Source organism: Gluconobacter sp. Gdi (assembly GCF_014132155.1).
Classification (GTDB): domain Bacteria; phylum Pseudomonadota; class Alphaproteobacteria; order Acetobacterales; family Acetobacteraceae; genus Gluconobacter.
Genome location: NZ_BLJQ01000002.1, coordinates 438845 through 462387, shown reverse-complemented (window position 1 = coordinate 462387; position 23543 = coordinate 438845). Strand labels below are relative to the sequence as shown.

The window sequence follows — 23543 nt, the reverse complement described above, 5'->3', positions numbered from 1 at the left end:
AGATTGTACCAGTTCAACAACAATATACGAAACAGCCCAGAGACACCGGGGAACCGGCGTCTCTGGGCGTCTTTCTTCCATCCAGCCTCTGAAGGAGGATCAGAACGTGGCGTTGATACGCCCGTAGTAATAGCCACCAGCGATGCCGATACCGGAAGAGTCCGTGTCGTAAGCATTCGCCCCGAGGTAGTTAAGATACTTGGTCAGACGCCGTGGGCGCTGGTTGAAAATGTTATTGGCGCCCACGGCGAAGTGCCACATGTGATTGAGACGGTACCCAACCTCAAGATCCGTCAGCCAGACTGGCGTATTCTTGAACTGCCCCCAGCAGACATTGGAATACTGAAGGCTCTGCCCCTTGCAGGTCAGGCTTGCAGGAGTCTGATCCTGATAGGTCAGCATGGACGTGGTTTCGCCGTAGCGCGTCTGACGCACGTTCACATCCCACTTTCCGATCGTCCAATACGCATTCAGGATGATCTTGCTGCGTGGAGAGGTAGACGTCAGATACGCGATGCTCTGTTCATTCAGGTAGGGGTTGCCCTGAGAATTCGTATTGATGTGATTGACGCGCGTCCGGTTCAGGTTGAGCGCCATGGTCAGATCCAGGTTCCCATACTGGTGCATGTGGAACATATAATCGGACTGGATATCGAGGCCCTGTGTGCGGGTGCTTCCAACGTTTGCGAAGTAGTTTGCCGAAACGTCCGCATTCGTAATGCCTGTCGGCAGCGTAGCACCCGTCATGTCGATAGCGGAAATGGCCGTATCGCCATAGATGGAACCCGCACCGGAAATACGATCCCGAATATTGATCTGATAAACGTCTGCGGAAATGTGCCAGCCATTGACCGGCTCAAGCACCACACCACCCTCAGCACTTGTAGAGCGTTCTGGCTTCAGGTTTTGAGCGCCAAGACTGCGCCCCGCAGCACTGGATGTGGCAAGGAGGCCCGAAGCGCCTGTTGGTGAGACGTTCAATGAGCTGAAGTGTTCTTCAGGAAGGGTTGGGGCGCGGAAACCATTGCTGATCGTGGCCCGAACGGCGATCCGTTTCGTAATGTCATACCGTGTGGAAACTTTACCATTCTCGGTATTCCCAACGTCCGTGTAGTGCTCGAAGCGGCCCGCAAAATCGAGATCCCAGTGCTTCAGCGGATGGAAGTCACCATCGAGGTAGGCGGCCCAGACGTCACGGCTCCACTTGCCAGAGTTTTCCGGCATCAGGCCCGCATAGCCCTGCGTTCCACCCTGGGTATAGGACGCAATTTCGCCCGGCCAGATCTGATAGGTCTCCAGGCGGTGCTCACCACCGAAGGCGACCGTCACAGGAACGAGGTTGGCAATTTTCAGCTGACGGCGGAAATCAAGATTGTTCGTCCACTGAGACAGGCGATAGGTCTCGGCACGAACCGTCGTTGGGGAGGTTCCGGTTTCCGCAATCAGGTTCGGGTTAGCTGTGTGCTTGTTCCCGATATCATTTTCATCAGCACCATAAGTCGAGCTCAGATCCCAGGAAAACCCAAGGAAATTGTCACCTTTAAGCCCCAAGGTTGCGGCGTAATCGTTCTCCTCGATGGTTTCGAGCGGAGAAAACCCATACGGATACAGCGTCGGAGCCACAGACGGCATACGATAGTTTTCATAAGCCTCGGAATGGCGGTGGGCATAGGTAATGAGACCGTATCCCTTCACACCTTCCGTCAGCGTCTTCCCGAACTCGATGCTGAGGTTTTCACGAGTTTCTTCCGGTGTGCTCAGGATCTTGTTGGAGTTATGCGGAACATCAAATCCCTTGTATTCGGGATTCCCCGGAACCGTCCGAACGTCCGTCGTGTTCGGGACCATATGATCGGTGTGGTACATCTGCCCGCTGATATGGACATAACCGTCCCCCAGGAAACCGAAGCCACCATCAGCACCAAGCTGATACTGCCAGCCATCACCGTTGTAGGCATTCGCGCCAGTCTGGGCGGTCATGTTCAGACCATGCGGCGTCTTTTTCAGGATGATGTTCACAACACCGGCGATTGCGTCCGAGCCATACATGGCCGCCGCACCATCACGCAGAATTTCGATATGATCGATTGCAGAGGCCGGGATCATGTTCAGATCGACCGGCGTTGAGCCCTGCTGCGGACCGGCATCAGCATAGATATTGGCTGTCGTATGACGGCGCTTTCCATCGACGAGAACCAGAACTTCGTTCGGGTTCAGACCACGCATCCGGATGGAGGACGTCAGGGCACCAGCGTCGCTTCCCATCGCGTTGACCGTGATGGACGGGTCAGTACGAACAATCGCGTCTGCGAGGTTCATCTGGCCGGAACGGCGGAGCGTCGCTGCCGTGAGAACACTGATCGGGCTCGTTGAATCCCGGGCGCGGCGGTTGAACGCATGCGTTCCCGTGACGATCATCTGCTCATTTGTATTGCTATCAACTGCATGAGGGCGGCGCGGCGTGGCGGCAGCCTGACGGACGACTGTTTTCTTCCCTGTGGTTTTGGTCGTCACCTTCGCAGGAACTGTGGTGCGGGTTGATTTATGCACGGCAGCAGAGGCCTGATGTACTGGGTGCACGACCGTAACGATTGTTGTAGCGAGAAGAAGTGACTTGAGGCGCATTCAGGCAGTCCTAATCAGATCTGGTGTTCAGTTCAGATTAGAAACGTTTTAAAGTGTGTCTACCGATTATTACGGCCTTGAATGTATCACAAGATTTCTAGTGCATAAATGCCACACCCCAAGAGACCAAAACGAAACTTTTGGACCCAGGAGTGTGGCATCAGGAAATTTCAGGAAACTGTAGGAGCCTTCAGATCAGGACCGCGATATTGCCCATTGCCAGGGCGATTGACCGGAGGAGACATGAGGCTTTCAGGCCACGGCGTGTCAGATGGAGAATCCGATACGACCGCAGTTCGTCCACGAGGCAGACATTCCGGCATTTCTGCTTGAATGCGATGCAGCATGCGTTCGCGGATATCACAGGACAGGTTCCACATATTTCCTGCATCCGCAGCCCCTGCGATCATGCGGATGGAAATGACCTGGGCATTGCTGTCTGCAATCTGGCAGGCAATGGAGGAACGGTCCTTGTCCCAATCCGAGCAGTGCTCGATTTCTTCCATGAACATCGCCCGCAAACGGTCCATCGGTGTGCGGTAATCCAGCCAGAGAAAGATGGAGCCGATCAAAGACTGCGAGCTATGCGTCCAGTTCTGGAACGGGTTTTCGAGGAAATAGGAAATAGGCACGATATAGCGCCGACGATCCCATGTCCGCAGGACGACATAAGTCGCATTAATCTCCTCGACCCAGGCCCAGTCCCCGTTCAGGATCAGCATATCTTCCATGCGGATCGGCTGGGTGATGGCGATCTGAATACCCGCGATCAAATTGGACAAAGCCGGCCGGGCGGATAGACCCACGATCAGGGAGGCGGCACCGGCAGAAGCAAAGAGTGAAACGCCAAATTTCTGAACGGAATTGAAAACCATCAGAGACGCGGCAACAGTCAGGACCCCAAAGGTGATCTCAATCAGACGACGGAGCACCCGGATCTGCGTCTGATGAGAGCGGACCGTGATGTCATCCACATTCTCCTTGGAACTGATCCGGTTCAGGTACTGATCAGTCGCCAGACGAAACGCCCTGATAATGCCGAAGCCAAGATTCATGATGAACAGGCAGGCCAGCACATGAGCGAGAAGCTTTTCAGTCTCGGGAGAGAAACCCTCCGTCGCGGGCAAAGCTGCACTGGCGGCTATGATCATCAGAAAATAGCGAACATTCATCTTTAACCTGATGGTTAAAGCATGAATGAACTGGATCTTCCTTAGGCCCGGCAGGCGTGGCAGCGCATCCGTGATGATCCGACTGAACAGGAGGGCGAACAGCGCGGCTGCAATCAGCAAAAGAACAGAACCCAGCGGGTCAGGCAGCCAGTCGAACTGGTGACGAAGGCTGGACATTGAGTCCACATAATTCTGTCTGAACATTGGTCTCCCTAGACGATCACCTGTCATCCACCATCAGGGCACGCAGAGGCTGCATCCTGAGCGAACGAAATGCTGTTAGCGGTGTCCATCAGCACGCATTCGGCCAAGAACATCAGACTACAACCCCAAGCGGACCAAACTGTTCCCGAAATACGAACTATCCTATTTTCACTATTTTAATAAGTTTTAATTTTGTTGAACGATGCATGTTGCCGAAATGAGACACTCACCTGCCGTCTTTTTGACCGTACTGAATACCAAACAGCCACAACAAATTTTTTGACTGAGAACCTATATTTTTCAGACTTTTCAATTCCTTATAACAACAAACTACAAACAGCGATTTATGTTGTTATTTAATGTTTTAAACATATTTTATTGGTTGTTTCACATTATAACTATTTGGTGTAGTTTTATGGCCGCCGCCACTTCCGTTCTGTCATCTGTGCTTTCGTTCGCTCTGCTCATGTCAGGTACCTCGGCCATTGCCCTGGCAGCAGACTTTCAGGACGCGCATTCTCAAACCGGGCACAAGCCACCAGGGAAGCCCCGTCATAACGGATACTCCAAGCCTGCCCCTTCGCCCCACAAGCAACCCAACGCAAAAGGCGAAAACGTTACAGTTCTCGGTCATGCCCATCAGGCTAACGGCGGAGCGCTGGGGACACGCCGCGTTCTGGATACGCCATTTTCGATCAAGGTCGTGACGGCAGCAGAACTTCAGGAGCGGCAGGTCAAATCGCTGGCGCGCGTTTTCTCACAGGATGCATCGGTCATTTCAAACGGCGACACGTATTCGTTCAACGCCTATTCCGTCACGGTTCGAGGCGTACCGCTTGATGATTACAACGGCTACAAGATCAACGGCACGCCCTTCTTCATGACGACCGTGGAACTCCCACTTGAGTCGTTCGAGGCGGTACAGCTTCTCAAGGGCGCTTCCGGTTTCATGTACGGCTTCAACGCGCCCGGCGGCATCATCGATTTCCAGACGAAGAAGCCGACCGACGCCCGCACATTTTCCTTTGATGCCGGATACAGCTCAGGCGCCGTGGGCAGTCAGCACATCGACACGGGTGGGCGCCTTTTCCGAAACGATATTGTTGGATATCGCCTGAACCTCACCCACGAAAATGGCGAAACCTACAACGGATCGCACGTCACGCGCTTTTCAGGCTCCCTATCCACGGATGTGCGGCTGGCTCACAACCTGCTGTGGACCGCTGACGCCATTTACCAGGACCGTCAGGTCCGTGGCGGCGTGCAGGACTTCTTTATTGATGATCCGTCAGCCTATGGCAGCAACCGTCTTCCCGATGCCATCAGCGGACACAAGAACCTGACGGCATCTCCGGCAAGCATGTTTACGTCCCACACCCTGTTTGTCTCAACCGGGCTGCATTGGGACATTACAAAGAACTGGACCGCGCGCATCGATTACAGCCACAGCATGGACTATCGCCGCTACCGCGGGGAGTGGATGTCCCTGCAGGATCAGGGTGGCAACTATGACACCTATATGAGCACCAATCCCGGAAGCTGGGCACAATATGATCAAGTTCAAGCCATTCTGGAAGGCAAGTTCCGGACGGGTTTTATCCGGCATGATTTCACGATGGGAGCGGCCTGGCAGGGACTTAGCAAATACCTGCCCTATGATTCCGATTACGTGAATATCGGAGGACAGAACCTCTACTCGCCGATCACAAGCCGTTCTTATAGCGGAAGCTGGGACACCGCGACCTATCGCAATTATCGTTCCGATCAGGTCGGTCTTTTCGGCAGCGACACTCTGACGTTTGATAAACACTGGTCACTCCTCGCCGGCATTCGCTTTACCGATTTCCATCAGCTGACATGGAAGTCTTCCGGAACAAAAACAGCGCTGCGCACTACGCCACTGACACCGACTGCCGCCCTGATGTTCCATCCGTGGAAAGACACCACTATTTACGCCAGCTACGTTCAGGCGCTGGAAAATGGTGGGACCGTGGGGGACACATACAAGAACGCGCGTGAAACTCTGCCGCCCATCCGTTCCGATCAGGTTGAAGTGGGTGCAAAGATCGCTCGCCAGAGCTGGGATCTGACCGGTGCGCTCTATCGCATCACGCGTGGCGCGCAGTATGCCAACGCGGACAATGTCTATGTCTCGAACGGCACCGTCACATATCAGGGGGCAGAACTCAGCGGCCATGTCGATCTGCCATTCGGCATTACCCTGACGGATAGCCTTGGTGCCGAAGGCGGAAAATACAGCAAGGCAGATGCCACCGTTAAAGGGAACAAGATCGAGGGCATTCCGCTGTTCCAGAATGTGTTCCAGCTGACGGACCGTATCCCGGGCGTGCCGGGTCTCTCGGCAACTGCGGAAGTCCATTATACCGCATCAATGTGGGGCGACAGTTCCAACGCCTTCCATGTCCCCAGCTATACGCTGCTCAATCTGCGGGCCAGCTATCGCACCAGCATTGGCCGTCACAAGATGACCCTGCGTGCTGAACTCGATAACGCCACAAACCTTCATTACTGGGGCTTTCTGGCCTCTGATTACTTCTTTGTCGGGACACCGCGCGCTGTCTTCCTGAACGCACGCTTCGATCTCTGATCTTTTCTGCCCCTTCCTGCCCTCTTCCGCTCCACACGTCACAGGAGTAGGACAGGGGCAGGGAGATGAGCACGATGACCAAGACACATTACGACCTGTGCATTAACGGAGCCGGTCCTGTTGGCGCGACACTGGCCTGTCGTCTGGCAGCCGAAGGTGTGCGGGTTCTGCTCATTGACCGTGCAGCTCTCCCAGGCATGGAAGACCCTTCTCTTGACGGCCGGGCATACGCCATTGCGGAAGGTTCACGCCAGATGCTGGAAGCTGCGGGTATCTGGGACAATCTTCCCGGTGTTTCCCAGCCAATCCGTGAAATCCGCGTCTCGGATGGCCGCCCGCACGAGGCTCCCTCACCGCTTTTCCTGCATTTCGGCGTGGACGATGCCCCTGAAGGCATGAATTTCGGCTGGATGGCAGAAGCACGCGATCTGCGTCTCGCCATTAACCGGACGCTTGAACAATACGAGACGCTGGACGTCCGCGCGCCAGACACAGGAACCTTCACGTTTCACCTGGATCATGTGTCGATCCGTCTGGCATCAGGTTCAACCGTAACGGCCAAACTGGCTGTCGCGGCGGAGGGACGTCGTTCTCCATTGCGCGAACAGGCCCGCATCGGCCTGACCAAACTGCCCTATCATCAGTGCGGCATCGTTGCGACGATCGCACATGAAAAGCCCCATGACGGCGTGGCGCTGGAGCAGTTTCTCCCAGAAGGGCCTTTCGCCCGACTGCCAATGCCGGGCACGGCTGAGCATCCGCATCGATCCGCTATTGTCTGGGCGGAAGGCGAAGGTCGCGCCCAACGCTTCCATGACCTCCCCGATGAAATCTTTGCCCGCGAAATCCGTGCACGCATGGGCGATGAGGATCTGGGCGCCATCACACCCATTGGCCGCCGCTGGATTTATCCGCTGTCAGCGCAGTATGCGCAGACATATATTGCGCCCCGTCTGGCTCTGGTCGGAGATGCGGCCCATGGTATCCATCCAATCGCAGGTCAGGGGCTGAATATCGGTTTTCGGGATGTCATCGCTCTGGCAGACCTACTGATTGAAGCCCATACGAAACGTACAGATCCGGGAAGCCGGGAACTCCTTGTCCGCTATCAGCGCCGCGCCCGGCCCGGCAATATGGCCATGCTGGCCGCCACGGACATTCTGGAACGTCTCTTTGGCAACGATAATCCGGTTCTGCGGCGCGTGCGTGACCTCGGCATTGCGGGCGTTCATCGCCTGCCCCGCCTGAGACGCGCCTTTGTTCGCAAGGCGATGGGCGTATGAGTTCAACCGTAAATCTCGTTAAACTCTGGCAGGAAATGCAGTCCCAGGCATGCAGTTGCCATGATCCGCTGATTCAGGATGTCTTCGCGACTAACATCGGGGATCATGCCGACTTCAGCTCAGCACTGGCTTCTCTACTAGGGACAAAGCTGGCTGATCGCTCCATTTCGGCCACGGCCATCACGCGTCTTGTTGCGTCAATTCTTCAGGACGTTCCGGCAATTGCAGAAGCCGCAGCGGAAGACATCCTCGCGATCCGGGATCGGGATCCTGCCTGCCCTGACCTTGTCACGCCTTTCCTGTTTTTCAAAGGCTGGCAGGCATTACAGGCTCATAGGGTCTCACACCATCTGTGGCAGAGAAACCGCCGACATCTAGCCTATCACTTTCAGAGCAGGGTAAACGAACTGTTCTCAATAGACATTCATCCCGCCGCCCGACTGGGACGCCGCCTGAGTATCGATCATGGAACGGGAATCGTCATTGGAGAAACCTGCATCATTGAAGATGACGTCTCCCTTTTTCAGGACGTCACGCTTGGCGGAACAGGAAAACTGAGCGGGAACCGCCATCCGATCGTTCGCCGGGGCGCCATGATCGGTTCCGGTGCAAAAGTTCTGGGCCGTCTTGTTATTGGTGAAAATGCCCGGATCGGCGCAGCCTCCGTCGTTCTGGAAGATATTCCAGCCAACGCAACCGCGGTTGGGAACCCAGCCCGGATTATTGGCACGCCAAAGGCTACCTCTTTTCCTACGACAACCAACCCTGCTCACCCTGTCGCTTGACGGAGAGGAGCCGCAGGCTGTCTCTTTCTGCTCAGACGATTGTTTCGATATGAAACAGGAATGTATCCTTAATTAACTTTAGTAATCACCAAGAAACAGAGTGTGTATTACTGTTATCTGCATATGACAATTATGCAACAGCGTGCCTTTATGGCATCCCTGCTGGTTATTTCCGGATAGACAAAGTTCTGAGACAAAAACATTACTAAGGAGATCTCAGAAATATAGTCTGACTGTGAGCCCACATGATTCTTAATCGACGCAGGGAGCTGCTTCTGTGCGCTTCCGTTCTCGCCATGGGACTGGAAGCGACTGCAACAGCGGACGCCCAGACCGCTACGAGCACGCATCACCGTGCGTCCTCTCATCGCACAACAACGCACGCCAAGGCGGCTGCCACGCCCAGGGTTACAACACAGGCACCGGTTCAGACAGTTGCACCAGCTGCGACAACGCCTGCCTTGACCGCTCAGGTCAATCGCCGTCGTGCCGTTACTTCGATCGATTCAGGCCGTTCTGAAAGTGTTGTCGTCACGGGCTCTGCCCTGAGCACGTCCAACAACTCGAACGCGAACCCGGTCCAGATCGTGACCAGCAAGCAGATTGAGCAGACAGGCGCCACCACGATTGGTGATTACCTGCAGCGCCTTCCGTCCATGGGCTCCTCTGGCACAACAAATAGCCAGACCAATGGCACAGGCGGCTCCTCCTGCATGGATCTGCGTAACCTTGGGCAGAACCGCGTTCTGGTTCTGATCGACGGCAAGCGTGCTGCCATCAATGGCAACAACAGCTGCTTCGACATGAACACGATCAACGTTCATCAGGTTGCCAGCATTGAAATCCTGAAGGATGGCGGTTCCGAGCTTTATGGTGCTGACGCTGTTTCCGGCGTTATCAACATCAAGCTTCGCCACGACCTCAACGATGCGAACCTCACGGTTCGTGGGGGTATTGGCACCGATCGCGGCGACGGCCAGACAGGCATGATTTCCGGCTATAAGGGCTGGAACTTCGATCATGGCAAGGGCAACGTGACGCTTTTCGGGTCTTACATGACCTCCAGTGGCATCCAGCAGCGCAACCGCTCATGGGCGAACCCCGTTCAGATCAACAACCCTCTGAGTGCATCTGGACTGTCCTTCGGGTCCGGTTACCCGACCGGTGGCCTGTATCAGACAGACAGCGGCAATTATGTTGGCAGCGAAAGCGGTGCGCTACACACGTATTCCAAGGCGGACCGATACAACTACGGTAACGATCAGTCCCTGACCAACTCCCTTCAGAACGCGACACTGTCGTTTGATGCCCATTACGACATCAACCGTCATTTCACGCCATATCTGAACTTTAACTACGCACACCGTAATTCGTCCACGACGATGGCCCCTATTCCGGTGGCTGGCAGCATTTACCCGTCCTCGCTGCCAACGGCGCTCTATATTCCTGCAAACGACCCCTACAACACGCTCGGCGAAGACGCTTATATGTCCAAGCGTATGGGTGAGTGGGGCAATCGCCGCAGCGAAACCGCCACGGATACCTACACGGGTATTGCGGGTGTGAAGGGTGAAATCACCCATGGATGGAACTACGATCTGTCCTACACCTATGGCTGGAACCAGGTCATGCAGCAGACGTCTGGCGTTGGTAACTACGCCAAGCTGCTGCAGACATATGGCCTGCAGCAGGACACCCCGGGTGATGCTGACAGTACGCTGAGCTACAATCCATCGGTTTGTAACGCTGCCGCCGGTTGCGTTCTGTCCAACCCGTTTGGCAAGCTTTCACCGGAAGCTGCAGCTTACTCCAACTACACGTCGCATGATCACTACTATTACCAGCTGCGTGACCTGAACCTGCGCATCAACAACAACCATGTTGTTCACATGCCATGGAATAACGGTGGCGACCTGGGTCTTGCGCTGGGTATGGAGCATCGTGGTGAACAGCTTGCCTATCACCCGGATCCACTGGTCGAAGCAGGTCAGACGCTGACGAACTCTGCGTCTTACACCGGCGGCGGCTTCAACGTTTCTGAAGGTTACATCGAAGGCAAGGCAACACTGCTGCACAACGCATTCCTCGCCAAAGATCTGACGATCGACGGTCAGGGACGGTACTCGGCCTACAATACGTTCGGTGGCACGAAGAACTGGAAGGTTTCCATCAACTGGGCACCGATTCAGGACATCCGCTTCCGCGCAACGCTCGGTACGTCTTATCGTCAGCCGAACGTTTATGAGCTGTATGGTGGTCAGTCTCTGGGATACGCCTCAGCGACCGATCCGTGTGATTCCGTACAGGCAGCATCCTACGGTGCGCAATCTCCTGTCGTAGCAGCCACTTGCGCACGTCAGGGCATCAACAGCAGCACGTTCGCGTCCAACTTCTCCGGACAGTCTCCAACGTTGTATGGCGGCAACTCCAAGCTGCGCCCTGAGACGGGCCGGACCTACACGATCGGTACGGTGATCACGCCGCGCTGGATCCCGGGCCTGTCTGCGTCCGTTGAATACTGGCACTACACGCTCAAGAACATGATCACGTACCTGAGCAGCCAGTACATCATGGATCAGTGCTATACGGGCACGAACACGTCTTACTGTGATCGTATTACCCGCGTTGCAAGCACCGGGCAGCTGAATGCTGTGACGTCCATGTATGACAACATTGGCGGCCTGAAGACGAGCGGTATCGACTTCGACCTTGACTACCGTATCCGTGTCACACAGCATGATGTCCTGACGCTGTCCAACAACTTCCAGCAGCTCGTCAGCTACCTGCAGCAGAACGAGGCTGGTGGTCAGTGGTACAACTATGCTGGTCGCATGATGTATCAAACCGGCAACGGCAACCCGCGCGTTCGTGACTATGCAACGGTTGGCTGGCAGCACGGTGCGTTCGGCGTGACGTATATGATGCAGTACATGGGCGGCATGGTCTGGAACGACGGCACGACAGATCTGAAGCGTGCCAATGGGTATGGCCGTACCAGCACCCCAGGCATCTTCTCACATGATGTGACGGTGTCCTATCGCTGGAAGAGCTGGAACTTCGAAGGTGGTGTGAACAACCTCCTCGACAAGAAGCCGCCGTTTGTTGCCAGCGCAACGGACAACAGTGCAGCTGCGCTGTACGGCAACCTCTACATGGGACGCTACGTCTTCCTGCAGGCAGGCGTGAACTTCTGATCCTGATCACTTGATCAACGAAAAAGGGCGGTCCGAAAGGGCCGCCCTTTTTTTGTTATTGATACGCCCTGGAACTTACTGATTCGAGAACTTGAACGTCGTCGTATAGTCGAATGTCTGACCCGGCTTCAGTTCCGTCGTCGGAAAGGACGGATGGTTCGGACTGTCTGGATAGTGCTCGGCTTCAAAGGCGATAGCGTCTGTCTGGCGATAAGCATGGCCGGAAATCCCTGCATACCCACCGTCCAGTGAGTTGGACGTATAAACCTGTAGCCCTGGCTGGTTGGTCAGAACTTCCATGCTGCGGCCCGAGCGTGGGTCATAGACTTTTCCAGCCAGACGCGGAGCCTGTCCGTATGCTCCGTTAACGACCCAGTTCATGTCGTAACCACGCGCATACATCATCTGGATGTCATTGCTGCGGAGGCGTGCGCCCACTTCAGTTGGCTTACTGAAGTCGAGTGGTGTGCCTGCAACGGGTACGAGCTCACCCGTCGGGATCGAGGTGCTGTCGGTTGGGGTATAGCTGTCTGCGTTGATCTGAAGGATTTCCGGCTCGATGCTGCCAGAGCCTTCGCCATTCAGATTCCAGTAGCTGTGATTCGTCAGATTCAGAACCGTCGGCGCATCGGTTGTCGCCACATAATGCAGCGACAGAGCATTGTCGTTCCCTAGCGTATAGGTCACGTGCGTTGTCAGTGTACCGGGGAAGCCCTGGTCTCCATTCGGACTGACCAGCTTTAGCGTCACATAGGAACCGCTTGCAGAGATGCCTGTCTTTTCAAGCGTCCAGACGTTCTTGTCGAACCCCTTTTTGCCACCATGCAGAGCGTTCGGGGCAGCCGTAATGTCCGTGTGGTAGATTTTCCCGTCTACCGGGAAGCTGCCGCCTGCGAGACGGTTTGCGTAACGGCCGATAATCGCCCCGAAGAACAGTCCACCCTTGGCGCTATCGACGGTGTATCCCTTGAGATCGCCAAACCCGAGGACGATGTCCTGCGGATGCCCGTTACGATCCGGCGTTTCAACAGATTGAATAATGCCACCATAGGTAATGACGCGTACCGTCACGTTATGGTCATTCTTCAGAGTAACAATACGGACAGGCTTACCATCGGGCGTGTTGCCCCATGGCTGAGAGAGTGCCGTTGGACGCGCCTGAGCAGCCCCAAGAGACAGGCCAACTAGGGCCACGGTGGCAAAAAGTGGTGCTTTGCAGGCAGAAAATCTGGACACTGGAAAATTCCCTGGTGTTGAGTTGCCGCCACACTGCTCTCAAAATATTTCAGCCGTCAAAGTCGCCGGAGTGTCCTTTTGACGTCTGGATCGTTAAAGGATCTCGTCCCTTCCCTGTGTCGTAATTTGGATACATAGAGGGGTGCAGCTTGGCACAGTATAGGCTATGACTACGGCCTTCCGCAGTTTTCCGCGACGGACGGCTCATGGCTCCGCCGGCGGCACACCAATTGAATGGGAACGGATTTCGAAAATTTCCGTTTTCAGATGAAGTCTTTGTGAGCACGCCCGCGGAGTGGGGTTTTTGAGGAATGGTTATGGACTCTCGGCAGGACAGAATCGGTATCAGGGCGACGCGCTCGCGTCGTGGCAGAGCCATTGCAGGCGTTTTGGCACTGCTGACGCTGGGGGCCTGTGGCTCCCTGCATAATCCCCCGCCGAAAGATCCGGACGACCTTGCTGATTACAAGGCTGCCAACGATCCGTACGAGCCGCTGAACCGGAAAATGTATAACGTCCAGATGTGGGCTTATCATGTGGCCCTGCGCCCCGTGGCCAAAGCCTGGATCTGGGCTGTTCCGAAACCGGTGCGGCATAGTATTTCCAACATCAATGAAACCTGGCGTGAGCCTGCGGTGTTCTTCTCTGATGTAGGGGCTGGAAAGCCTCGTCGTGCGGGTGATTCGTTCATGCGCTTCACGATCAACATGAGTGCGGGAGTGGCCGGTTTCTTCGATGTTGCCAGTCTGGTCGGGTACAAACAGCATGAGACTGACCCGGGGATGACCATGGGAACATGGGGCGTAAAGAGCGGCCCATACCTCTTCATTCCGTTCGTTGGTCCCAGCAACTTCCGCGATGGCGCAGGCTATGCGATTGGTCAGGCTCTCACCCCGATCAATTATGTGCCAAGAGGTTATGGCCTGCTGACATTCAACTGGGCCTACAATATTCTTGGAACGGTTGATGGCTTTGCCAACAGTGTGGATCAGATCGATCATCTGGAGCAGGACAGCCTTGATCCGTACTCCTACGTCCGCAGTGCCTGGCAGCAGAACCGCCAGAGCCAGATTGACGCTATGACGAACGATCACCGCGCCACCACCCCAGACTGGTACAACTGAGGACAAACGCATGCTTAAAGCCTTTTCGCGCCGGGCCCTTCTTGGTGCTTTTGCTGCAGCCCTCACTTTCGGGGCTGGCGTCGCTCATGCCAATCCGGCAACAGATTTCGTGAATTCCTTTGGTGGCCAGCTGGTCAGCATCGTTAATTCCGGCAAGCCACTGGGTGAAAAGAAGCGCGAAGTCCTTCCGCTTCTTCAGTCCAATGTGGATATTCAGGGCATTGCCCGCTACTGCCTCGGCCGCTACTGGCGCACCGCCACCCCGGCACAGCAGCAGAAATACCTTCAGCTGTTCGATCAGGTTCTGGTCAACACAATCACGGACCAGATCGGTAACTACCAGGGCGTGAGCTTCCGTGTGACCGGCACAAGCCCGACACCGGATGGCGAACGCGTCAACGCGCTGATTGACCGTCCGGGCCAGCCAGAAGTCAACATGCAGCTCATCATCGGTGGGAACCCGCCGAAGGTGGTGGATATGTATGGTGAAGGTGCCAGCCTGCGCATGAATCAGCGCGGCGATTACAGCTCCTATCTGGCCCGTCACGGCGGCGATGTTGGTGCACTCAACGCAGCTCTGGAGCGTCAGCTCAGCAATCATCACTGATTGCCGTTCTCTCGAGCATGACGATAAAAAAAAGGCCTCCATAACAGGAGGCCTTTTTTTGTGCTTTGTCTTACCAGCGAGTTTTATCGGGTAGGCCGCTGCACAGTGACGTGGAAACGATAGATTGTGTCTTTGCCCGTAAAGAGTACATCTGTTTGTCCGTCATGATGGGCCAGAATTTCTGCGACCTTCTGGGACACGAGATTCACATGCACAACATCCGGCAAGCTGATGGATGCCGTCTGCAGGTTCGGGGGGAGCGCTACGATCTCGGTGCCTCCCACGGCTAAAACCAGCGTACGATCAATAATGTGCATGCCACCCACGACCGGTTCAGGGGCCTTGGGGGCGTCAGCCCGTGCGCTCGGCAATACAGCCAGCCCCATGATGACGGCAGAAAACGCCGCTTTTCCAATGTTTTTCAGAAAATCAACCACACTTTATTCCTTAGAAAAAAATACCGTATGGCTTCAATCAGTAATACCTGATGCGGCAGGAAACAAACGCTCAGTACCCCTTGCGTATCAGGCAGGGGTAATCTCGTAGAGAAACATCGTATTACCATCACGCGTGAAGGTATCAACATGACGCATGCCGATACTGCCGAGTACGACGCGAGAGGCCAAATTATCTTCCCGAGCCACAGCTACAATCCGTGGCTCCCCTTCATCCAGAACATACCGAATGGCAGCAGCCGCAGCTTCACGGGCAATGCCCCGGCCAGTAGCCCATGGGAAAATTGAAAATCTCAGTCCGATACCGCGGCCATCAGGGCGTTCGTGAACGCCTGTTATTCCAACAAAACGCCCATTTTCACGAATAGCAAAGATACCAATGCGGCGCCTGGCCCAGAACGCAACGTCCTCGGCCATTTCCTTTTCCGTATCGAAGCGGCTTCGCACACCGCCAAGCATTTGCCCAAAAGCACCGGCATCAGCCTTGAGAGCAATCATGTCCTCCAGATCCGGCCAATTGACCGGAGTGAGAACCAGACGTGCAGTACGGAGTTCACGCCCTAACAAGCGGGCCTCCTCAAACCGTCAGAAACCGGAACAGGTGATCCTGTCCCGGTGACGTGCAGAAGGAACGGTCCGTCTTAGCGGGCCAGCGGGCGATATTTGATACGGCTCGGCTCAGTCGCATCCGGACCAAGGCGACGTCGCTTGTCTTCTTCGTAGTCCTGGAAGTTGCCTTCGAACCACTCGACATGGCTGTCGCCTTCGAAAGCCAGGATATGCGTGGCTAAACGGTCAAGGAACCAGCGATCATGGGAGATGACCACGGCGCAGCCAGCGAAGTCTGCCAGAGCATCTTCGAGGGCACGCAGCGTATCAACGTCAAGATCGTTGGTCGGCTCATCGAGCAGCAGGACGTTGCTATCTTCCTTGAGCATCTTGGCAAGATGAACGCGGTTACGCTCACCGCCCGACAGGATGCCAACGCGCTTTTGCTGGTCAGAGCCCTTGAAGTTGAACGCCCCGACATAGGCGCGGGACGGAACCGTCCGCTTGCCAAGCTGAATGACGTCCGTACCGCCGGAAATTTCTTCCCAGACGGTCTTGTTGCCATCCAGCGTATCGCGGGACTGATCGACATAGCCGAGCTTCACCGTCTCGCCGACCTTCAGAGAGCCACCATCCGGCGTGTCCTGACCGGTGATCATCTTGAACAGCGTGGACTTACCCGCACCGTTCGGACCGATCACACCCACGATGCCACCAGGCGGAAGCTTGAAGTTCAGGCCATCGATCAGCAGACGATCGCCAAAGCCCTTCGTCAGGTTCTCAGCCTCGATCACCGTACCGCCAAGGCGCGGACCCGGCGTGATAACGATGTCCGCCGTGCCACCAACCTTCTCGGAGTTGGCTGCCAGCATTTCTTCGTACTTGGTAATACGAGCCTGGCTCTTCGCCTGACGTGCCTTAGGCGAGCTGTTGATCCACTCCTGCTCGGCAGCAAGAGCGCGCTGGCGGGAGCTCTCTTCCTTCTCTTCCTGAGCCAGGCGCTTGCGCTTCTGGGTCAGCCAGGATGAGTAGTTGCCTTCGAACGGATAGCCACGGCCGCGCTCAAGTTCCAGAATCCAGTTCGTGACGTTATCAAGGAAGTAACGGTCATGGGTGATGACCATGACGGTGCCCTGATAGTCACGCAGCGTCTTTTCGAGCCAGCTGACGCTCTCGGCATCAAGATGGTTGGTTGGCTCATCGAGCAGCAGAATGTCAGGCTTCTCAAGCAGCAGACGACACAGCGCAACGCGGCGACGCTCACCACCGGAAAGCTTGTCGACCGGGCTGTCTGCTGGCGGGCAGCGCAGCGCGTCGAGAGCGATCTCCAGCTTCCGATCTAGCTCCCAGCCGTCACCGGCATCGATGATTTCCTGCAGCTCGGCCTGTTCCGAGAGAAGATTGGTCATCTCCTCATCGGACATAGGCTCAGCGAACAGCATGGAAATTTCGTTGAAGCGATCGAGTGCGCGCTTGAGTTCACCAAAACCGAGAGCGACGTTCTCACCAACCGTCAGCTTTTCATCAAGCTGCGGCTCCTGCTCGAGGTAGCCGATCCTGACGCCATCGGCCGCCCAGGCTTCACCGCCGAATTCCTTGTCGATCCCGGCCATCACCTTGAGCAGCGTGGACTTACCCGCGCCGTTGACGCCGAGAACACCGATCTTCACACCGGGCAGGAAGGAAAGGGTGATGCCCTTAAAGACCTCACGTCCACCCGGATAGGCCTTCGTAAGATCCTTCATGACGTAGACGTACTGGTAGGCGGCCATGATGAGGTCTCCTGTTCGGTGGTGGAGTGCGGAATGAGCGGCGGCAGACAGGCTCGCCAGACAAAATAGAACACCGTGCGCCCGGAGGGACTCGAACCCCCAACCAAGCCGTTATGAGCGGCCGGCTCTAACCAATTGAGCTACAGGCGCGCGGTAGCTGCACGAAATCGCTCACCTGACGCATTTTTGCAAGGGCTGACATGGTGAAATGTCTTTTTTTGCATTATGTGTCAAAACGCCTCCCGTCCCCGACTGGCCTCAGAAGGCCATTGCCGCCGTTTCGAGAAGGCACCTACCGGTTTTCATTATTCTGGGGGAAGACGTGGCTGGACGCTCATTGAAACACATTACAACGCCGCACATTCGGTGATGCAGGCAAGCGCGACAGCTTTTCTGCAAAAATTCCGCTGGCTCTACAGCCCGGACCCGGTCATGGCCGGCTACGCTCTCCGAACTACTCTGACGTCCCTGCTCGCGCTGGGGATTGCCCTGAAGATGGAGCTTGGTAGCCCGCAATGGGCAGCCCTGACCGTCTGGATGGTCGCGCAGGGCACACGCGGGCGCAGTCTGGCAAAGGCGAAATGGCATCTGTTCGGCATGGTGCTGGGCGTGATCTGCGGCGTGATACTCGTCGCAGCCTGCCCTCAGGCGCCCTTGATGTTCATTCTGCTTCTGGCCGCAGGCATCGGGCTGTTCTGCCTGATAGGCACGTTCATGCCGGGGCCAGCTTCCATGACCAACTACCGTATTCATGGTATGCGGGCGACGGGCTTCACTTACGCCATTGTCTCCCTCGATGGGATCGCGGACCCACACCACATTTTCGAAATTGCGAGTTCGCGCGCCACATACATTGTGCTGGGCATTGTTCTGGAAGCATCGATTTCTGGACTGTTCCAGCTCGGCCTCACGAAACGAACGCGCCAACAACTCACCAGCACTTTTGAAGACACCCTGAAGCCAGCACTTTCAACCATCGCGGACATCCTGGCGGGCAAGACGGATGCTCTGGAGACCATGCAGTCTGTCTTCACCCGGATCACCACTTTAGGGGATCAGGTTGAATTCGCTGAGGTCGAGCTGGGACGACAGGACCATGCGGGCGATCATACGCGAGCCGCCCTGGCGAACATCGCTGTTCTTCTGGCACGGGCCATGGACCTTGCCACGCTGATGCGCCTTCCCCTCAGTCAGGATGACGCTTTCCTCGAACAGGCCAAAGCGATCCAGCACATGTTTCTCGCCTTGCCCGCGAGGCTGGAGAGTACCGAGAGCATGGATGCAATTTTGGGCGATCTGCGAGACATCAGGCGGGACTGCCGACGCCGGGTCGTAGAAGATTTCGATACTGTTCTTCCCAAAGTAGAAGACCGCGCTGCCATGCTTCGCCACGGCATGTTGCAGCAGTCTCTGGTCGAACTGATTGATGCCCTGAGAATGGCCCTGCGGCAGTTCGAAGCCAGCCGCAATCCTCAGCCTCACGATCATTTCCATGAGCCTATCCGATCCTACCGGGACTGGCGGCAGGCCATCGTTAACAGCCTCCGCTCATCGGTGACTGTCTTCGGGGCGGGTGTAATCTGGATTGCGACAGCGTGGCCCAGCGGCCTGACATTCATCATGTTTGTCGCGATTGCATGCAGCCTGTTCTCGACGCTGGAACGCCCAGCCCTTGCGACACAGGCTTTTTTGCATGGTGCCTGCTGTGCCGTTTTGGCTGGGGGCGTGCTCGATCTGCTTTTGCTGGGAAAACCCACAACATTCGAAATGCTCGGAATGTGGTCTGGCGTTGCCATGATGTTAGGCGGGCTGGCCTTCGCCTATCCGCCACTGACGCTTCCGGCCGTCTCTTACAATCTGTTCCTGCCCATCCTTCTAGGCCCTTCCAATCAGGGCCGAACGGATGAAATCGTCTATTTCAATACGGCCATGCCGCTCGTTCTGGGCCTGCTTTACACATCATGGATGTACCGCGTTTTTCTGCCCTATGACCCAGCGCACCAACGCTGGACCATGCGCGAACACATCCTTCAGGACCTGCATCACATTGCAGAAGGGAAAACGAACGCCACGCTTGATACAGTGGTCTCACGCAACGTGGATCGCTTCGTTCGCCTGATGACCAATTCAGGAAATACACCGTCTCCTGTGGTCCACGCCTATCTGGCGGGCATTCTTTCCGCGATGCGCGTCATGCTGAACCTGCTTCGACTGCGCGCCATAGACCATGATGCGTCTCTCAACCCCCGTGCACATCAGGCGCTGGAACTGGTGCTGGCCCGGATGAGTCATTTCAGTGGTCGTTATCATGGACATTACGGACGGACGCTCCGCGCCACCCTCCTCGCCATTCAAAGACTGCGAGACTGTGAAACAACCGAATCGCGCCCCCGCCAGCGCTTCGTGTTGATTGCCGCCCTCACCGCTCTGGACGTCATTGCGACGGAACTGGACACCAACAAGATATTCTTTGACACAAAAAGCCCCTATCTCGACCCGCCGGTTTGAGTGCTCACGAAGAAATGTTCTGAAATAGACTTTTCTTTTCACGAAAAGGGGGGAAATGTTCCGTTTCAACCGCGGAGTGCCGCGGGAAGACAGGGTCTTCAGAAAGGATACCGTCATGTTTCGTCGTATCGTGCCCGCTCTCGGCCTAGCTCTTGGCCTCGGCGTGATGTCCACGGCTGCTATGGCCCAGGAACAGTCGCCACCGCCTCCTGCTGCCGTTCAGGGCACGCCTGGCAAAGATTTCACGGGCGTCTCTCCTGCCAATCTTGCAGGAATCATGAACTACTGCATCGAGTTGCAGTATCTCTCTTATGATGAAGGCAACCCGGCTCTTTACGGCCTGAGCGAAAAGTACAAGGCCACCGAACAGACGGTTGGCAATGAAGACTATGCTCTTGGCACCTCTGGCTTCTTCAACAGCAACGGCAAGCGCTATTATCTGGTGGCCTACACCAACGAAGATGACCGTCGCGCAGCCTGCCACAATGCTTTGAAGGCCGCACAGCCGCTTCTCTGACCCTGACTTTCCGAGTTTATCGGCTTCTACGAACGCTCCGGCCCTGTGCTGGAGCGTTTTGCGTTTCTGGCGATCTGTCGAGCGCTCTCAACCCCGCGACCGGCACGCCAGTTCCCTATCATGTTTTTGCTTCCGCTCTGGGCAGAAAGGCGCAGGACAGCTAAGGTTCCGCCGTCTTAAAACCAGTTCAGGACGTGAACATCATGGACGTTTCCAAGATCTCGCCCGGCAAAGACGTGCCGAACGACATTAATGTAGTTATCGAGATCCCGCAGGGCTCTCAGGTCAAGTACGAAGTGGACAAGGATAGCGGCGCGATCTTCGTGGATCGTTTCCTGTTCACGCCCATGGCCTATCCGGCAGCTTACGGCTTCATTCCTGGCACCCTCGCCGCTGACGGTGACCCGGCTGATGCCCTCGTGCTGGCTCCGGCAGCCGTCGTTCCTGGCGCCGTGATCCGTGCACGCCCGATCGGCATGCTGAAGATGGAAGATGAGAGCGGCCAGGATGAGAAAATCATCTGCGTCCCGCACGACAAGATCCATCCGCAGTTCACGGACGTGAAATCCATCGACGACCTGCCAGAGATCACACGCAAGGCGATTGAGCACTTTTTTGAGCGCTACAAGGATCTTGAGCCCAACAAATGGGTTAAGGTAACAGGCTGGGCTGGCAAGGAAGAGGCTGGTAAAGTCATCGAGGCAGCACTCGCAGCAGCCAAATAATACGATGTTGTGATCCGTTTTATACGGATTATAGTTTACATCGCTTGGTATAGGCTTTGTTTTTTCCTAAGAAATGAAGCCTATATCATATGAGCGTGATATTTTCGAAATTTATCTCATAATCTCTGTTCTTCATCCCGGAAAAAGTGTTACGAAGATCTCGCAACCTGATACCCGAGGATAAGAGACTTGTCTCGCCTGCATCTCTATGCCGCAGCCTGTGCGGTTTCTTTTACGCCCGCCATCGCTGCCGCTGAAGGCGCGACCAAGGCTCCCGCACCTGTCACGACCGTCGTTCAGTCAAAGGCTGGCGAAAAGGTTACGACCGTGCGCGTTCTCGCTCCCATCACGGTTATGGACTGGCCGGACCAGAACTCAGAAAACCCGAGTGTTCGCGTCAACACGCCTCTAACGATCATGTCGTTCGACAAGGAGCAGGTGCCACCGCTTCCCAAGCCTGAGGCATTGTTGACCAACCCGTTCGGCTGGAACAAATGGCTTCGTGACCGCGGTATTGCGATCATGATGGACAACACCAACGAATACACGGGCGCCATCACCAAGCCGACACCAGGTTACGGGCTTCGTCAGGGTAGCAGCAACGCAGGCCAGTACAGCCTTGAGAACGATATCGACTGGGAAAAGCTTGCTGGTATCCGCGGCTTCTCAACCCATGCCGTTGTTGTCGGTCGTTACGGTATTCCGGCAAGTCGCATGTTTGGTGACAACCTGAACCCCAGCTCCGAAATTTACGGTGCAGGCGGCAACGTGGTGGTGCACCTTGTCTATGCCTATGGTGAAGAAACGCTTGCAAATGGTCATTTTGACGTCGCTGCCGGACGTATTCCGTTCCTGAACGACTTCTCCGCCAACCCGCTGTACTGCAACTTCCAGAACAATGCCTTCTGCGGTAACCCGAAGGCATCGTCTGATAATACCACCCATTCGTCCTACCCTGATGCAGTGTGGGCAGCCCGTATCCGCGTCCGCCCGACAAAAAGCACATACATCCAGACCGGCGTGTATTTCGCGCAGGCAGGCATTTACAACAACGTTCAGTACCGGACGGGCTTTAAGTTCAACGGTGCGGACATCAATGGTGAAGCCGTGCCAGTGGAAGCTGGCTGGGAGCCACTGGTCGGTAAGGACCACCTGCCAGGCCACTACAAGGTCGGCTACGCCATCGACAATGCGCCTCACAAAGACAACTACTATGATGTCAACGGGAACCCGTATGTCATCACGGGCCAGACCCAGCGTACGGTCAATTATTCCTGGGCAGCCTGGTTCCTGGCGGACCAAATGGTCTGGCGCCACCATACGCCCGGAAACCCGGACGCTGGCCTTGTCGTACTGGGCGGCTTCTATGCCAACAGCCCCCGCACCCAGACGCGTGCCCAGCAGTATGAAATCGGGTTTGTGGACAGCGGATTCTGGAAGGCTCGGCCACTGGACGGCATCGGTGTGAACTTCACCTATGTTCGTGTTGCAGGCAGCGTTTCCGACACCCAGCGCCTACAGCTTGCTCGTGGGATGTCGCTTATGAATGGCTCTTACGGGATTCAGAGCTACGGCGAAGTGCTCGAAGCGAACTACCGTATCCATGTGATGCGCGGCGTGACCTTTGCACCGGACTTCCAGTACTACTTCCGTCCCGGCGGTCAGGCTGCACTGCACAACGCAGCAATGCTGGGCTTCAAGAGCCACATCCAGTTCTTCTAAGCCTACACGGCGGCCAGTAGATTATTCTGACTGGCCGCTTTTATTTTCAGGCGTAACGGCCAGGCAGCATTGGCGCGACAAAGGGCACGTCTAGTTGGTCAGTTGATGGCCAACGCAGTGGCTTGTGGCCAATCTCCGCTCGCGCGGTCATTCCCAAAATAAACAGCTCTTTCGTGCCTCAGAAAGCTGACGAAGAGCCACTTACGCCCACCTCTTAAGCGTAGAACGGCTTTCCAAATCCAAGATTAATGCAGTTCGCGGGCAAGCTGGATCAGGGCTGAACGACAGCCTGACCGTCGCTGCACTTTCTACGACCGCGCAGTTTTCTCGTAGCGGGACACCATCTTGTGGCAACGAAAGCCAGAAACGAAAAAAGACGCCCTAAGGCGTCTTTTTCAAACTGGAGCGGGTGATGGGATTCGAACCCACGACCCCAACCTTGGCAAGGTTGTGCTCT

Annotated in this window: 16 protein-coding genes and 1 tRNA gene; 10 read left to right on the top strand and 7 right to left on the bottom strand. The window is 55.8% G+C overall.

What is annotated here, in order from left to right:
* Positions 1-99 precede the first annotated feature (99 nt).
* Positions 100-2625 carry a TonB-dependent siderophore receptor gene (locus tag JN414_RS06005; RefSeq protein WP_202207111.1) on the bottom strand — a complete coding sequence of 842 codons (2526 nt, stop codon included), beginning with the start codon at positions 2623-2625 and terminating at the stop codon, positions 100-102.
* Between the two features lie 170 nt (positions 2626-2795).
* Positions 2796-3974 carry a mechanosensitive ion channel family protein gene (locus JN414_RS06000; protein WP_237389899.1) on the bottom strand — a complete coding sequence of 393 codons (1179 nt, stop codon included), beginning with the start codon at positions 3972-3974 and terminating at the stop codon, positions 2796-2798.
* Between the two features lie 442 nt (positions 3975-4416).
* On the opposite strand from JN414_RS06000, the gene JN414_RS05995 reads away from it, so the two are divergent.
* From JN414_RS05995 to JN414_RS05980, 4 genes are all read left to right on the top strand, one after another.
* Positions 4417-6609: a TonB-dependent siderophore receptor gene (locus tag JN414_RS05995; protein WP_202207109.1), complete on the top strand. Its 2193-nt coding sequence runs from the start codon at positions 4417-4419 to the stop codon at positions 6607-6609.
* A gap of 65 nt (positions 6610-6674) precedes the next feature.
* Positions 6675-7892, top strand: a complete 1218-nt coding sequence (locus tag JN414_RS05990) for a UbiH/UbiF/VisC/COQ6 family ubiquinone biosynthesis hydroxylase (protein ID WP_202207108.1) — start codon at positions 6675-6677, stop codon at positions 7890-7892.
* Positions 7889-8677 (top strand): serine O-acetyltransferase, encoded by a 789-nt coding sequence (gene cysE / locus JN414_RS05985; RefSeq protein ID WP_202207107.1) that lies wholly within the window; start codon positions 7889-7891, stop codon positions 8675-8677. Before JN414_RS05990 ends, cysE begins: the two co-directional genes overlap by 4 nt.
* A 245-nt stretch (positions 8678-8922) precedes the next feature.
* Positions 8923-11871 carry a TonB-dependent receptor domain-containing protein gene (locus JN414_RS05980; RefSeq protein ID WP_202207106.1) on the top strand — a complete coding sequence of 983 codons (2949 nt, stop codon included), beginning with the start codon at positions 8923-8925 and terminating at the stop codon, positions 11869-11871.
* Positions 11872-11946: 75 nt separating this feature from the next.
* Here the strand turns inward: JN414_RS05980 and JN414_RS05975 are convergent, their stop codons facing one another.
* On the bottom strand, positions 11947-13107 hold the full coding sequence (locus JN414_RS05975; protein WP_202207105.1) for an aldose epimerase family protein: 1161 nt from the start codon (positions 13105-13107) through the stop codon (positions 11947-11949).
* A gap of 317 nt (positions 13108-13424) precedes the next feature.
* Between JN414_RS05975 and JN414_RS05970 the strand changes: the two genes are divergently transcribed.
* Positions 13425-14231 carry a VacJ family lipoprotein gene (locus JN414_RS05970; RefSeq protein WP_202207104.1) on the top strand — a complete coding sequence of 269 codons (807 nt, stop codon included), beginning with the start codon at positions 13425-13427 and terminating at the stop codon, positions 14229-14231.
* Positions 14232-14241: 10 nt separating this feature from the next.
* Positions 14242-14838: a phospholipid-binding protein MlaC gene (locus tag JN414_RS05965; protein WP_202207103.1), complete on the top strand. Its 597-nt coding sequence runs from the start codon at positions 14242-14244 to the stop codon at positions 14836-14838.
* 83 nt (positions 14839-14921) lie between these two features.
* Here JN414_RS05965 and JN414_RS05960 read toward each other — a convergent pair whose 3' ends face one another.
* The 4 genes from JN414_RS05960 to JN414_RS05945 form a co-directional block, all read right to left on the bottom strand.
* Positions 14922-15275, bottom strand: a complete 354-nt coding sequence (locus tag JN414_RS05960) for a pilus assembly protein N-terminal domain-containing protein (RefSeq protein ID WP_202207102.1) — start codon at positions 15273-15275, stop codon at positions 14922-14924.
* An 87-nt stretch (positions 15276-15362) separates the two neighbouring features.
* On the bottom strand, positions 15363-15860 hold the full coding sequence (locus tag JN414_RS05955) for a GNAT family N-acetyltransferase (protein WP_202207101.1): 498 nt from the start codon (positions 15858-15860) through the stop codon (positions 15363-15365).
* Positions 15861-15934: 74 nt separating this feature from the next.
* Positions 15935-17614: an energy-dependent translational throttle protein EttA gene (gene ettA, locus JN414_RS05950; protein ID WP_202207100.1), complete on the bottom strand. Its 1680-nt coding sequence runs from the start codon at positions 17612-17614 to the stop codon at positions 15935-15937.
* A gap of 76 nt (positions 17615-17690) precedes the next feature.
* Positions 17691-17764 (bottom strand) — tRNA-Ile (locus JN414_RS05945).
* A gap of 219 nt (positions 17765-17983) precedes the next feature.
* Here JN414_RS05945 and JN414_RS05940 point away from each other — a divergent pair.
* The 4 genes from JN414_RS05940 to JN414_RS05925 all read left to right on the top strand — a co-directional run bounded on the left by JN414_RS05940 (position 17984) and on the right by JN414_RS05925 (position 23086).
* Positions 17984-20122, top strand: a complete 2139-nt coding sequence (locus JN414_RS05940; protein ID WP_202207267.1) for an FUSC family protein — start codon at positions 17984-17986, stop codon at positions 20120-20122.
* 115 nt (positions 20123-20237) lie between these two features.
* Entirely contained in the window at positions 20238-20639 is a 402-nt protein-coding gene (locus JN414_RS05935) for an alcohol dehydrogenase (protein WP_202207099.1), read from the top strand.
* A 203-nt stretch (positions 20640-20842) separates the two neighbouring features.
* Positions 20843-21364 carry an inorganic diphosphatase gene (ppa, locus tag JN414_RS05930; protein WP_046900674.1) on the top strand — a complete coding sequence of 174 codons (522 nt, stop codon included), beginning with the start codon at positions 20843-20845 and terminating at the stop codon, positions 21362-21364.
* Between the two features lie 189 nt (positions 21365-21553).
* Positions 21554-23086, top strand: a complete 1533-nt coding sequence (locus JN414_RS05925; RefSeq protein ID WP_202207098.1) for a carbohydrate porin — start codon at positions 21554-21556, stop codon at positions 23084-23086.
* Positions 23087-23543 lie beyond the last annotated feature (457 nt).

Bases quoted from the DNA above. Each gene is read 5' to 3' on its own strand.
- JN414_RS06005 (WP_202207111.1), bottom strand. From the start codon at position 2,625: ATGCGCCTCAAGTCACTTCTTCTCGCTACAACAATCGTTACGGTCGTG.
- JN414_RS06000 (WP_237389899.1), bottom strand. From the start codon at position 3,974: ATGTCCAGCCTTCGTCACCAGTTCGACTGGCTGCCTGACCCGCTGGGT.
- JN414_RS05995 (WP_202207109.1), top strand. From the start codon at position 4,417: ATGGCCGCCGCCACTTCCGTTCTGTCATCTGTGCTTTCGTTCGCTCTG.
- JN414_RS05990 (WP_202207108.1), top strand. From the start codon at position 6,675: ATGAGCACGATGACCAAGACACATTACGACCTGTGCATTAACGGAGCC.
- cysE (WP_202207107.1), top strand. From the start codon at position 7,889: ATGAGTTCAACCGTAAATCTCGTTAAACTCTGGCAGGAAATGCAGTCC.
- JN414_RS05980 (WP_202207106.1), top strand. From the start codon at position 8,923: ATGATTCTTAATCGACGCAGGGAGCTGCTTCTGTGCGCTTCCGTTCTC.
- JN414_RS05970 (WP_202207104.1), top strand. From the start codon at position 13,425: ATGGACTCTCGGCAGGACAGAATCGGTATCAGGGCGACGCGCTCGCGT.
- JN414_RS05965 (WP_202207103.1), top strand. From the start codon at position 14,242: ATGCTTAAAGCCTTTTCGCGCCGGGCCCTTCTTGGTGCTTTTGCTGCA.
- ettA (WP_202207100.1), bottom strand. From the start codon at position 17,614: ATGGCCGCCTACCAGTACGTCTACGTCATGAAGGATCTTACGAAGGCC.
- JN414_RS05940 (WP_202207267.1), top strand. From the start codon at position 17,984: ATGCAGGCAAGCGCGACAGCTTTTCTGCAAAAATTCCGCTGGCTCTAC.
- JN414_RS05935 (WP_202207099.1), top strand. From the start codon at position 20,238: ATGTTTCGTCGTATCGTGCCCGCTCTCGGCCTAGCTCTTGGCCTCGGC.
- ppa (WP_046900674.1), top strand. From the start codon at position 20,843: ATGGACGTTTCCAAGATCTCGCCCGGCAAAGACGTGCCGAACGACATT.